The organism is Candidatus Pelagibacter sp. PS_11 (assembly GCF_059417975.1).
Map to the genome: position 1 here is coordinate 268,016 of NZ_CM182075.1, position 13,683 is coordinate 281,698.

Annotated in this window: 14 protein-coding genes; 8 read left to right on the top strand and 6 right to left on the bottom strand. The window is 28.9% G+C overall.

All coding sequences use genetic code 11. From position 1 onward, the window contains the following. Positions 1-15: 15 nt before the first annotated feature. From AC5SLT_RS01420 to argE, 4 genes are read right to left on the bottom strand one after another with little or no spacing between them, the layout of a single operon-like run. Entirely contained in the window at positions 16-519 is a 504-nt protein-coding gene (locus tag AC5SLT_RS01420) for an ureidoglycolate lyase (protein WP_494577100.1), read from the bottom strand. Beyond that, positions 516-1,502 carry an allantoicase gene (gene alc, locus AC5SLT_RS01425; RefSeq protein ID WP_494578411.1) on the bottom strand — a complete coding sequence of 329 codons (987 nt, stop codon included), beginning with the start codon at positions 1,500-1,502 and terminating at the stop codon, positions 516-518. Before alc ends, AC5SLT_RS01420 begins: the two co-directional genes overlap by 4 nt. Before the next feature lie 2 nt (positions 1,503-1,504). Continuing rightward, positions 1,505-2,404, bottom strand: coding sequence for an allantoinase PuuE (gene puuE, locus AC5SLT_RS01430; protein WP_494592193.1), 900 nt, complete (start codon positions 2,402-2,404; stop codon positions 1,505-1,507). A gap of 38 nt (positions 2,405-2,442) precedes the next feature. Then, a complete protein-coding gene (gene argE, locus AC5SLT_RS01435; RefSeq protein WP_494578413.1) occupies positions 2,443-3,633 on the bottom strand; it encodes an acetylornithine deacetylase in 1,191 nt (396 codons plus the stop codon). A 27-nt stretch (positions 3,634-3,660) separates the two neighbouring features. Between argE and AC5SLT_RS01440 the strand changes: the two genes are divergently transcribed. From AC5SLT_RS01440 to AC5SLT_RS01475, 8 genes are read left to right on the top strand one after another with little or no spacing between them, the layout of a single operon-like run. Further along, a complete protein-coding gene (locus AC5SLT_RS01440) occupies positions 3,661-4,002 on the top strand; it encodes a tRNA-binding protein (RefSeq protein ID WP_494577104.1) in 342 nt (113 codons plus the stop codon). Between the two features lie 5 nt (positions 4,003-4,007). Then, positions 4,008-4,595 carry a LysE family translocator gene (locus AC5SLT_RS01445; protein ID WP_494577105.1) on the top strand — a complete coding sequence of 196 codons (588 nt, stop codon included), beginning with the start codon at positions 4,008-4,010 and terminating at the stop codon, positions 4,593-4,595. 5 nt (positions 4,596-4,600) lie between these two features. After that, positions 4,601-7,270, top strand: coding sequence for an aconitate hydratase AcnA (gene acnA / locus AC5SLT_RS01450; protein WP_494592194.1), 2,670 nt, complete (start codon positions 4,601-4,603; stop codon positions 7,268-7,270). 2 nt (positions 7,271-7,272) lie between these two features. After that, the gene (locus AC5SLT_RS01455) at positions 7,273-7,917 is read left to right on the top strand and encodes a hypothetical protein (RefSeq protein WP_494592196.1); all 645 of its coding nucleotides are present in this window, start codon (positions 7,273-7,275) and stop codon (positions 7,915-7,917) included. After that, positions 7,910-9,211: a PQQ-binding-like beta-propeller repeat protein gene (locus tag AC5SLT_RS01460; protein ID WP_494592198.1), complete on the top strand. Its 1,302-nt coding sequence runs from the start codon at positions 7,910-7,912 to the stop codon at positions 9,209-9,211. Before AC5SLT_RS01455 ends, AC5SLT_RS01460 begins: the two co-directional genes overlap by 8 nt. A gap of 2 nt (positions 9,212-9,213) precedes the next feature. Beyond that, positions 9,214-9,642 (top strand): hypothetical protein, encoded by a 429-nt coding sequence (locus AC5SLT_RS01465; RefSeq protein WP_494592200.1) that lies wholly within the window; start codon positions 9,214-9,216, stop codon positions 9,640-9,642. Beyond that, a complete protein-coding gene (gene zapE, locus AC5SLT_RS01470) occupies positions 9,639-10,697 on the top strand; it encodes a cell division protein ZapE (RefSeq protein WP_494592202.1) in 1,059 nt (352 codons plus the stop codon). The genes AC5SLT_RS01465 and zapE overlap by 4 nt, the downstream gene beginning before the upstream one ends. Further along, positions 10,694-11,113 (top strand): secondary thiamine-phosphate synthase enzyme YjbQ, encoded by a 420-nt coding sequence (locus AC5SLT_RS01475; RefSeq protein ID WP_494592203.1) that lies wholly within the window; start codon positions 10,694-10,696, stop codon positions 11,111-11,113. Before zapE ends, AC5SLT_RS01475 begins: the two co-directional genes overlap by 4 nt. On the opposite strand, the gene AC5SLT_RS01480 is transcribed toward AC5SLT_RS01475, so the two are convergent. Then, positions 11,110-12,531, bottom strand: coding sequence for a cryptochrome/photolyase family protein (locus AC5SLT_RS01480; protein ID WP_494592205.1), 1,422 nt, complete (start codon positions 12,529-12,531; stop codon positions 11,110-11,112). The genes AC5SLT_RS01475 and AC5SLT_RS01480 overlap by 4 nt on opposite strands. Positions 12,532-12,537: 6 nt before the next feature. Continuing rightward, positions 12,538-13,680, bottom strand: a complete 1,143-nt coding sequence (locus tag AC5SLT_RS01485; RefSeq protein ID WP_006997970.1) for a diaminopropionate ammonia-lyase — start codon at positions 13,678-13,680, stop codon at positions 12,538-12,540. Between the last annotated feature and the right edge of the window lie 3 nt (positions 13,681-13,683).

Here is a 13,683-nt window from a genome sequence, read left to right on the forward strand (position 1 = left end):
ATTGGTGGGCTTTTTTTATATTTTAAATTCTAAAGTGATATTTTCTTTATTTAAATCATGAAGAACTAGATTGTCACCTTCACCTTTTCTATCAACAACCAAAAAATTCATATCCTCAGTTGCAATTAAAGGAAAATGCCAAATACCAGCATTATAATTTACTCCAATTCCGTTTGGAATAATAAAAGCCTCCACTTTATTTAAATCAGGCTTATCACCCTCAGGAGCAACAAAAGCTAAAAATGTTGTTTCTTTCATTGGGATAAAGGCTTGGCTACCAAGTGGATGTTTTTCCATCATATCAATCTTCATAGGAAAAGATCTTTTTAAAGCTGAAAAAATACTAATTATAGACTCTCCACCATCTTTCTTTGCATCCAGGTTAGCTATCCCATCATATCGTTTTGCATAGCCATCATTTATTTCTAAAGGCTTGATATCGTCTGTTGTGATCATATCTCCAAACTTTTTAAAATTTTCTTTATTAATAGGTTTGGGTTTGATTGCTAAGTTGGTCATACATTTTTTCCATATATTCTAAATCGAGATATCCCACCATCTGGAAAAATATTAATTTTTATAAAATTAATTTTATCTTTTTTCATTAGATTATTTTTAAAAATATGTAATTTATTAGAGGATAATTTTGCATCTTTTAATAAATACTTCCATTTGACCGAAGAATTTACAATTTGTTTAGAGCCTTTTATTGTTGGTAAATAAGCAGCTTGTAAAGAGCAATAGCTTGGAAAGTTACCTTTAAAGTGATGAGTAGAAATTTCAATTTTATCAATTTCTTTTCCATCTAAAGAATTTAATATTAGCCAATCAAATCCTGGGCCACGTCTTCTCCTTGTTTCCCATCCATCTCCCATATTTTTAGCTTTACCAGGGGCTAAAATATTTTCAGCTTTACCAAAGTGTTCATTGTTACAAGCAATAACAGAGGCACCATCTAATAGTGATGCAAGATTTGTTTTTTTATTTTTCAATTTATTAGATTTAGCAATTGAGCCAAATAACCTCAGTCGAGCAACCCCACCATCAGGAAAAATATTAAATTTTATATGTGTAAATTTTTTTTTACTATTTGTAGTAAAGAAGTGATGGCTATTAGCTTTAGTTTTTTTCTTAGAAAGTAATGGTTCCCACTTTAATTGACTTATTTTATTTGAACTTGAGTTTGTTCCTTCAATAGAAATCATAGCTGGCTGATTTCCATTAAAATGTGATGTATCAACATCAACTTTTTTAATAGAACCAGGTTTTCCTAATTTTAAAATTATATAATCATGCCCTTTAGTTCTTTTTCTTCTAGATTCCCATCCATCCATCCATTTACCATTTTTATCAAACAATCCATCTTTAAAAATTGCTGGTAAAGGACTAATAATTCTATTTGCTGAAGCAAAAAAATCATCAGTTTTAAATATAACCTTAGTTCCCAATCTAGGTTGAGCTAAATCTATAAGACCATTTGTAAAAATAATTTTTTTTGACATTATTAAGAATAGTTTTTAATCCAATGTTTGGCTATATCAATTCTTTTACATATCCATACATCTTCATGTTTAAGAATATAATCTAGAAATTTCTTTAAAGATTGAACTCTTCCAGGCTTTCCAATTAATCTACAGTGTAATCCTACTGACATCATTTTAGGGTTTGTTTTTCCTTCCTCGTATAAAACATCAAAGCTATCTTTTAGATAAGAAAAAAAATGATCACCTGTATTAAACCCTTGATTGGTAGCAAATCGCATATCGTTGTTATCTAGAGTATAAGGAATGATTAATTGTTTTTTCTTATTTCTAGTTTCCCAGTATGGTAAGTCGTCACTATAAGAGTCACTGTCATATAAAAAACCACCATCTTCCATAACTAAGTCTCTAGTATTGGGGCTACATCTACCGGTATACCAACCATTAGGTCTCTCCCCAAAAATTTTTGTATGAGCTTGAATAGCAAGTTTCATATGTTTTTTTTCTTCTGCTTTTTTAATATTTTGATAATCAATCCATCTCCACCCGTGAGATGCAACCTCATAATCAGCTTTTATTATAGCATTACAAACTTCAGGATTTTTTTCTAAAGCCATACCGACTCCAAAAACCGTAATAGGAATTTTCTTTTCTTGAAATAGTTTATGCAATCTCCAAAATCCTGCTCTTGAACCGTACTCATAAAGAGACTCCATATTTATATGTCTACCTTTGATAGGTTGAGCGCCAATGATTTCTGATAAGAAAATTTCTGAGTTATTGTCACCATTTAAAACACAATTTTCAGCACCTTCTTCATAATTTAAAACTATTTGAACAGCAATACGTGCATTATTAGGCCAAATAATCTTTTGATCCTTAGAACCATACCCAATCATATCTCTTGGATCTTTTTTAGACATAAAAAATTATAATTTACTTTGTATTGTTTAACAATTTATTAATTTGAAATAGATTCTGCTTTGATACCATCAAGTAAGTTTAAACATTTTTTAAGCTCATCCAAAACAATGAACTCATCAATTTTATGAGCTTGATCAATTGATCCTGGACCACACACGACAGTACTAATCCCAATTTCTTGAAATAAACCTGCTTCAGTTCCAAATGAAACAACTTGTCTAGAATTATCACCCGTTAAACTTGAAATTAATTCACAAGCATCTGACTTATCTTCTCTATCAAACCCAACTATTTCACCAATAATATCTTTTTCAATTGAAGCATTAGGAAAAACTTTTTTCATTTCAGGTAATAACACCTCATTTGCATACTTGTCGATTTCTTGATTTAAAAATACACCATCTTCCTTAATAACTGGTCGTGTTTCCCAATTAACATGACATTTGTCTGCTATTACATTATGCGCAATACCACCAAACACACCACCAATAGAAAGAGTGGAATGAGGTGGTTCAAAAATGGAGTCTTTTGGTGTTCTACTTTTAAGTTTCTCCCTAAGTTCAATTAATTTATTTACGTATTTTGATGCATATTCAACAGCACTCACACCTTTGTGAGGTGCTGAACTATGTCCTGCTAAACCTTTAAAATAAGTTGTGTATTCATAACACCCCTTATGAGCATCGATAATTTTCATATTAGTCGGTTCACCAATAATACAAATACCATCTTTAATATCTCTTTTTTTTAATTCCTCTATTAGTATAGGAGCACCCTGACATGCAGTTTCTTCATCGAATGTAAATGAGAAATGAATGTCTCTATCTAAGTTCGATTTAGAATAAACAGGTGCATAAGCTAAAGCACAAGCAATAAAACCCTTCATATCACACGAACCTCTTCCATATAATTTATCACCTTTAATAGTTGCAGTAAAAGGATCAGAGCTCCAGCCCTTTGACACAGGAACAACATCAGTGTGGCCTGATAAAATGATTGGTTTTTTACTATTTGAATTTTTAGCTTTTAGTGTTGCAAATAAATTTACTCTTTTTTTTTCACTGTCATAAGTTCTAAAAGAAGTAGCACCTAATTTTTTTAAGATACCATCACAATAATCAATTAATGAGCTATTATCTTCTCCTGAAATAGTTTTAAAAGCTATTAAGTCAGTTAAAATTTGAACTGAATTATTATACAATAGCTTTAAATTATTTTCTGTACTCATATTTAACAACCATTATATATTAAATATATGAAAGAACAAATCACCTATAATGACTTTGATAAAATAGATATTAGAGTTGGAACTGTAATATCAGTTAAAAAAAATGAAAAAGCTAGAAAACCTTCACTAGTAATTGAAGTGGATTTTGGAAAAGATATAGGTGTTAAGCAATCATCCGCACAAATTACCCATTATTACAATGAAGAAAATTTAAAAGGTAAACAAGTTATTGGTGTTTGCAACTTTCCAGAAAAAAATATTGCAGGTGTAGTTTCACAAGTTCTTATTTTAGGTTCGATTGATGATGAAGGCAAAGTTATACTAGTTCACCCATCTCAACAATCAGAGAATGGGCTTCCAATAGCTTAAACTTTATGCATCCTGAATTATTTTTATTGATTGGAATTTCTTGTTCATTAGGTTTTACACCAGGACCTAATAATGCTGTTGCTTCTTACTCAGGTTTTAATTTTGGTATAAAAAAAACAATTCCATTAATAATGGGAGTTTGGTTGGGTTATACTGTGTTAGTAATTTTGATCAATTTTGTATTGATATCAACTTTTATTAAATATCCACTAATCCAGGAAGTGATCAGAATATTAGGAACTTTATTCCTCTTATATTTAGCTTATAAAATTTCATTTTCTGAAACATCCAAAGAGGGTAAAAAAATTAATCCAGTAAAATTTATTGATACTTTTACATTCCAGTTTTTAAATCCTAAAGGAGTAATGGCAGCTATTACATTGATCTCAAAATTTGTATTAGAAAACGATTACTTAAATAGTTCTTTAACAGTTATTATCGTTTGCTCTTTGACAGCTCTAACAAGTATTACAGCATGGGCTTTTTTAGGTAAGTTTTTAAGGAATTTTGCGACAAATAATAATTTTATTAAACGATTTAATTATGCTATGTCCTTGCTACTTATTGTTTGTATAATAGGGTTCTATATCTAAATTAAATGAAACCAGGAAATCAAAATTCTTATAACTCCCTAAAAACTATCAGTATTAATGATAGGGACTACAAATATTATTCTTTAGTAGAAGCAGAAAAGAACGGTTTAGATGGAATTTCAAAACTTCCAAAGTCATTAAAAGTTTTGTTAGAAAACCTTTTAAGATACGAGGACGATCTGTCAGTTACTAAAAACCAAATAGAAGCAATTAAAGAATGGTTAAAAACAAAAAAATCATTAACTGAAATAGCTTATAGACCAGCTAGAGTTTTGTTACAGGACTACACGGGAATACCAGCTGTTGCTGATCTTGCAGCAATGAGAGAAGCCGTTAAAGAAAAAAATAGAGATCCAAATACCATTAATCCACTGTCTGCAGTTGACCTTGTAATTGATCATTCAGTTCAAGTAGATAAATCAGCAAATAAAGATTCATTTGAAAAAAATGTTGATATTGAATTTAAAAGAAATGGTGAGAGATATTCATTTTTAAAATGGGGTCAACAAGCTTTTAATAACTTTAGAATTGTTCCTCCTGGAACTGGGATTTGTCACCAGGTTAATTTAGAATATTTATCAAAAGTAGTCTGGTCTGAAAAATTTCAAAACGAGGACTATTTATTTCCTGACACGTTAGTTGGTACTGATAGTCACACTACTATGGTTAATGGTTTATCAGTTCTTGGTTGGGGTGTTGGTGGAATAGAAGCTGAAGCTGGAATGTTAGGTCAGCCAATTTCAATGTTAATTCCAGAAGTAATAGGATTTGAAGTTAAAAATAAAATGCCAGAAGGTACTACTGCAACAGATTTAGTTTTAACAGTCGTAAAAATGTTAAGAGATAAAGGAGTTGTTGGAAAATTTGTTGAATTTTATGGAGAAGGTTTAAAGAATTTAACTCTTGCTGATAGAGCAACAATTGCAAATATGGCACCAGAATATGGAGCAACATGTGGTTTTTTCCCAATTGATGAAGAGACATTAAAATATTTAAGATTCTCAGGAAGAGATGAGAACATAGTAAATATAGTTGAGAAATATGCAAAAGAGCAAGGTTTATGGGCTAATGACCAAGTTGAATTTACTGATACCTTATCGTTAGATATGTCTACAGTTGTTCCAACTATTTCAGGACCTAAAAGACCTCAGGATAAAGTTTTATTAACAGAGGCATCTACTGGATTTAAAAAAGTTTTTGAAGAAGCAACTAATAGAAAAAAACAACATGTTTCAAAAGTATCAGGAACAGATTATGAAATTAAAGATGGCTCAATATTAATTGCAGCTATTACTTCATGTACAAATACATCCAATCCAAATGTATTAATTGGAGCTGGGTTATTAGCAAAAAAAGCTGTTGAACTTGGTTTAGAAACTAAACCTTGGGTAAAAACATCATTAGCTCCAGGATCACAAGTAGTTACTGATTATTTAGCAAAAGCAGGACTAAATGTATTTTTAGATAAACTTGGTTTTAATTTGGTTGGATATGGTTGCACGACTTGCATAGGAAATTCAGGCCCTTTACCAGAGGAAATTGTTAAAGCAATAGACAAGGAAAACATCTACGCTGTGTCAGTTTTATCTGGAAATAGAAATTTTGAAGGAAGAATTTCTCCACATATAAAAGCTAATTACTTAGCATCACCACCACTTGTAGTAGCTTATGCACTTGCTGGTCACATGGAATTTGATTTATACAAAGAGCCTTTAGGAAAAAGTAAAGATGGTAAAGATGTATTTTTAAAAGATATTTGGCCATCTAATAAGGAAATTGAAGACACATTAAGAGAATCTTTAAATGCAGAGATGTTTGTTAAAAGATATTCAAATGTTTCAGAAGGCCCTAAACAGTGGCAAGAAATTAAAACTGAAAATACCAGTATTTACAATTGGGATTCAAGTTCAACTTATGTGAAGAAACCACCATTTTTTGAAAATTTATCTGATCAACCTGAGGGCTTTAAACCTATTAAAGATGCAAGACCACTTTTGATTTTAGGGGATATGGTTACAACTGATCATATTTCTCCAGCAGGAAATATTCAAAAAGAAAGCCCAACAGGTAAGTATTTTATGGAACATCAAATACTTCCAACAGATTATAACTCTTATGGATCAAGAAGAGGAAACCATGAGGTAATGATGAGAGGAACTTTTGCAAATATTAGAATAAGAAATGAAATGGCACCAGGAACAGAAGGTGGATTTACAAAATTATATCCAGAAGAAAAAGTAATGCCAGTTTATAATGCTGTTGAGGAATATAAAAAAAGAGGCACAGACCTTGTTGTTATAGGTGGAAAAGAATATGGAACAGGATCGTCAAGAGATTGGGCTGCCAAAGGAACAAAACTATTAGGTGTTAAAGCTGTAATAGCAGAAAGTTTTGAAAGAATTCATAGATCTAATTTAATTGGAATGGGTGTTTTACCTCTACAATTTACCGAAGGGCACGATAGGGTAAACTTAAAATTAATTGGTTCAGAGTTGATAACCGTTCTTCAAATTGAAGAGGGTATAAATGCATCAGATCATGTTCAAGTTGAAATAAAATATGCCTCGGGAGATATTAAAAAGATCAAAACGTTATGCAGAATAGACACAAAAAACGAATTAGAGTATTATAAAAATGGTGGAATACTTCAGTATGTATTAAGGAACATGATATAGAAATGGACGAAGAAATTACAATCATAGATACAAACACAAGAAATGAGAGAATAAAGAATTTTTTTATAAATAATAAAAAAAAACTTATAATAATTATTTCAATAATATTAGTAATTATAATTGGCTATCTATCATTTGAAAATTCTAAAGAAAAAAATAGAATTAAATTAGCCAATCAATACAACTTAGCATTAATAGATCTTAATCCTGAAAATAAACAAAAAACAATTGATGAAATGGTTAATGTTGTAAAAAGTAATGATGCAGCTTATTCTCCATTAGCTTTATACCATCTAATAGACAATAATTTATTAGAGAACAATGATGAGATAAATATATTATTTAATGAGTTAATTGAAAAAACAAAACTCGATAATGAAATTAAGAATTTGATTATATATAAAAAAGCATTATTCAATTCAGACTTTGTTAGTGAAAATGAATTATTGAAAATACTTAATCCAGTAATTAATTCTGAAAGTATCTGGAAGTCCCATGCATTATACTTGCTTGCAGAATTTTTTTATTCAAACGATGAAAAACAAAAAGCAAAAGAATTTTTTAATCAAATTTTATTACTGTCCAATGCAAATAATGAAATTAAACTAGCATCACAAAAAAGACTTAACAGAGATATAGGTGAGTAAAATTTTTAAATTATTATTAATTTTTATTTTTATTACAAATTGTTCATTTCACAAAAGCTCAAAGTTTTGGAATAAAGAAAATATTGAAGAAGAAAAAAATAAAAACATAACAGAAATCTTCAAAAAAGAAGAAAAATTAAATTTTGAATTTAATCCTAATTTAAAAATAGAGCTCGATTCAAGAGCTGTAAGTAATAGTTTTTTTAAAAATCTTAGCAATAATAGCGGCAAAATTAACTACAACGGTAAACTTGAGAGTTTATCTAGATATAAATTTAAAAAGATAAAAGATTTTTATCAATACGAACCAGAAATCACATTTAATCAAAATAATATTATTTTTTTTGATAATGAAGGGTCTATTTTAAACTTTGACAATAAATCGAATTTAATATGGAAAAAAAACTTTTATTCAAAATATGAAAAAAAACAAAACCCATTTTTATTTTTTGGTTACAATGATAAAATTTTAATAATTGCTGATAATATAGCAAAATTATATGCTATCAATATTAATACAGGAAAATTATTATGGTCTAAAAATAATAATGCGCCATTTAATTCACAAGTAAAGATTTATAAAGATAGAATTTATGTAATAGATTTTGAAAATACTTTAAGAGCTTATTCAATAAACGATGGAAAAGAAATTTGGGCTCGAAAAACGCAAGGTTCACTTATAAGATCTCAAAAAAGACTTTCATTAGTAATTTTAAATGAAAAAATTTACTTTAATAATTCTTTGGGCGATATAAGTGCTGTCGATATTAATAACGGTAATTTATTATGGCAAACCCCTACACAAAGTAGTTTAGCCTTTGATACGGGTTTTTTTTTAAAGACATCTGATGTTGTAGCTGACAAAGAGGCATTGTTTTTTTCTAATAACCAAAATCAATTTTTTTCACTAGATATACAAACTGGTAACTTAAACTGGAAACAAGAGATTAACTCCAACTTAAGACCAGTAATAATTAATGACTTAATATTCACTATATCAATGGAAGGTTATCTAATTATTATGGAAAAAAATACTGGAAATATTATAAGATCAAATTATTTACTTAATAAATTTAAAGCTAAAAATAGACTTAAGATAAGACCAGCTGGCTTTATTGTTGGGAACAAAAATATTTACCTATCAACTAATATTGGACGTTTTCTAGTTATTGATATTGCTACCGGCAAAGCCAGGACTATCCTAAAAATTGACAATAAAAAAATTTCTAGGCCAGCTATATTTAATAAAAATTTATATCTAATTACTGATAATTCTATTATTAAATTAAATTAGTAATGTTTCTTAAGTTACTTGATAAGCTAGGAAGAAAAAAAATTGTTTTAGATCGAGGACTCTCTCACCCCAAATTTAATGAAGCTAAACCTTGGATGAACAGATATTATGTCTTATTAAGGCATAGGCCAAAATGGTTTCCATTTAATATTTTATTACATGAAATGTTAGCTGACGATCATGGAGAGGGAGTTCACAATCATACATTTCCTTACATAACAGTGATATTAAGAGGGGGTTACTGGGAAACACTAAATACTGGAAGATTTTGGAGAGCGCCTGGATATATAGGTTTCAGGTCAGCTAATAATTTACACAGAGTTGATCTTAAACCAGGAACAAGACCGCTTACTTTGTTTATATCTGGGCCCTTTGGATTAAGAAAAGGCCCTAGATCTGAATATGGTATAGATTTTAAAACGAAAAAATGAATTTAAATAAATTATTTCTTAGTTATTGTAAAATTAATAATTTAGAAATTAATCCCAGTCAATTAGGCTTAATAGAAGAATTGAGTTTATTCTATACTCAAAACTTTAATAAATCACTTTTAAAAAAAATATTTACTAAACAAAATTATAAAACAGGGTTTTATTTACAAGGGGATGTGGGTGTAGGTAAAACCATGATACTAAATTTTTTTTATAATAATTTTGATAAAACTAAACAAAGATTTCACTTTAATGAGTTTATGATTAGTTTTCACGACTTTGTATTTAAAAACAAAGAAAATACACAAGAAAATATTATAGATAAATTTGTTCAAAAACTAAAAAATAAATCTAAATTAATTTATCTTGATGAGTTTCAGGTTACAAATATTGTAGATGCTATGATTTTAGGTAGCTTATTTAAAAAAATATTTGATGAGAATATAAAAGTTTTATTTTCATCAAATACTAAAATAAATGATCTCTATAAAGACGGATTACAAAGAGATCAATTTCTTCCCTTTATTAAAATAATGAAGGAAAAAACTTACGAGACACAATTGATTATCCAAGATGATTATAGAAAGTCTGTAAAAAACAGAAATGAAAGATATTTTTATCCATTAAATGAATCAACTAATTTTAAACTTAATAAATTTTTTAGAAAAATAACTAAAAATCTTACTAATCAAGAAATGATCTTAAGTATTAAAGGTAGAAAGCTTACTATTAAGAATTACTTTAATGGAATAGCACGTTTTGATTTTAAAGAGTTATGTTCTAAAAATATTGGAGCTGAAGATTACATTAAAATAACTGAAGTATGTAATTTTATTGTTATAGAAAATATTCCAATTTTTAACAGTGATAATTCTAATCAACAACAAAGATTTATTACTTTAATTGATATTCTTTATGAAAAAAAAATACCACTTATGATAACTTCTCAATTACAATTAGATTTATTAAGCTCTTCTGAAGATTTAAAAAAAATATTTAAAAGAACTATTAGTAGGTTGTATGAATTAACATCTATTAAATATACGAAGTTATGAGACAAGAGTTTTTTAACTTAGAATTGAGTACTAATGGCCAGAATCTCTATGAATTTACAAGCCAAACTAACAAATGGATCATGGATAATGAATTTAATAATGGAATTATCAATATAAGCATTGAACACACCAGTGCTTCTTTAATAATTCAAGAGAATGCTGATCCAGATGTTCAAAGTGATTTAGTAAATTTTTTTAATAAGCTCGTACCTATGGACAATTCCCTTTACATCCATACAGCTGAGGGAAAAGATGACATGCCTGCACATATAAAATCTGCGTTAACTAATAATCAAATCTCTTTAAGCGTTAAAAACAATGAGTTATTACTTGGTACCTGGCAGGGTTTATATCTTTTTGAGCACAGAATTGAGAAGCAAAAAAGATTGATTATTCTTCATTATTTAGGAGATTAGTTTTTCTTAATTGTTTTAAAAGCATCTAGAGCAGCATTTCTGGCTTCAACGTGATCTACAATTGGTTTTGGATAGTTGATACCAACAACTACTTTAATCTGTTCTTGGTATTTGGTTTCAAGCTCCCATGGTTTGTATAGAAACTTATTAGGCATGTTTTTAAGTTCTGGAACCCACTTTTTTGTATAAATCCCATCTTTGTCAAATTTTTCCCCCTGAAGGATAGGATTGAAGATTCTAAAGTAGGGAGCTGCATCTGCACCACATCCTGCAACCCATTGCCATTGAGCAACGTTACTGGCTTCATTATAATCAACTAAACAATTTTTAAAATGTTTTTCACCTTCCATCCAATGAATTCTTAAATGTTTAACAAGAAAAGAAGCAACAATCATTCGAACTCTATTGTGCATCCATCCTGTTTCATATAGTTCTCTCATTCCAGCATCTACAATAGGGTATCCTGTCATGCCTGCTTTCCAAGCTTTAAGAAATTTATCATTTTTAACCCAAGGAAAATTGTCAAAATCTTTTCTAAGATTACCTTTTAACATTTGTGGAAAGTAATTAATTAAACTATGAGAAAATTCTCTCCATCCTAATTCATTAATATACTTTCTATATCCAATTTTTTTAACTTTAATGTCTTGGCATTTCTTCCAAATTGTTTCTACATGTATTTGACCAAATTTTAAGAAAGGAGATAACTTGGAGGTTCCGTTAACACCTGGAATATCTCGTGCATCACCATAGTCCTCAATTCTATTATTTATTAATTCTTGTAAATATTTTTTAGCTTCTTTTTCAGATGGGTCCCAGTATTTCTCAAATTTTTTATACCAATTTTTTTTAGGTAAAATTTCTTTTATAGAAATTGAATTTTTAAATATGTTTATCTTTTTAATTTTTGATTTAACTCGTATTAATTTTGAAGGAGCTTTTGAAATATAATGCTGTTCAGTTTTTTTCCAAAATGGAGTGAATACTTTATAGGGAGTGCCATCGTCTTTAGTCATTTCTTGAAATTCTACAAGAATATTTCCTTTAAAATATTTATATTGAACTTCATTCTTAATAAATAAATCTCTTATTTTTTTACCTTTATTAATTACATCTGGCTCATAAACTTTACTCCAATAAACAGTAACATCATCTTTCTTTTTTAAAATTGATAATACCTCTAGTTCATCACCTAACTGAACTTCCAATGTGATATTTAATTTCTTTAGATCTATACTTAAATTTTCTAATGATTTAGACAGCCACCATTTTTGAGCCTCTCTTTTTTTATCAAAGTTTTTTGGGTTATATATATAAAGAGCACTTACATACTCATGATTTTGAGTTGCTGTCGCTAAGGCTTCGTTATAATCAATTCTAAAATCTTCTCTAATCCAAACAATGGCTTTTTTTGTCATATTTACTCAGATTTTTTGCAATCCATCACTTAGTAGTTTTTGATACATTGCACTATCAGTTAAACCTTCACAACCAAATAAAAGTACATTTGATTGTTCATTTAACTCTAGCTTATCTAAGTATTCTTTATTGTTAAATGAGCTTATTAACGCGATTATACCTGGGACAGCACATTCACCAGCTATTATTTTTAGATCGGATAAACGCTTTTCTGCTAGCAATGCTACAGTAGTTGAGATTGCTTCATCAGATATAGTTAAACAATAATTTGAAGAATTTTTTAAAATTTCCCAGGCAATACTTGATACATCACCACAAGACATTCCACCCATTACTGTTTCCTTTTTAATATCAACACTTGTGGGTTTATTATTCTTAATACTTTGAAATACACAGTCTGCATTTTCTGGTTCAACAATAATAAATTTTGGAATATTTTGTGATAATTTTGCAAAGCCAGCAATCATTGCTGCAGCCATTCCGCCAACTCCAGCTTGAAGAAATACGTGTGATATTGAATTAGATTTTACTTCATCTAAAATTTCTTTAATCATTATGGTGTATCCAGCCATAATTAATTTTGGTACTTCCTTGTAACCTTCCCAAGACACATCTTGTACAATTTCCCAATTATTTTCTTTAGATTGTTTTATGCATTCTTTTAATGAATTATCATAATTACCTTTAACTCTAATCACTTCAGCATCCAATTTACGCATTGCTTCAGCTCTAGATTCACTAACAAATTCACTTATAAATATTTTACATTTTAATCCAAGTCTTTGAGCCCCCCAGGCTACAGATCGACCATGATTTCCAGCTGTTGCTGTTGATACAGTTATATTCTCTTTTTCACTGGCAATCTTGTAAACAGCAAAAGCTCCACCTAAAGCTTTAAAAGATTTTAGATCAAACCGTTTATCCTCATCTTTGTAGTAAATATTTTTAAATTTTAATTCATCATTTAGTTTATTTAATTTAACCAATGGAGTGGGGGCATAATTATCCCAACTAGATATAGCCTTAATTGCTTCATCTATAAATTTTTCTGGAAGTTGCGTAAGTATATTTTCTTTATTAAATTTATAATTTTTATTCTCTAAAAATGATGTAATAGACCAAAGGTCTTTCTGCATGATTGATTTCATTTA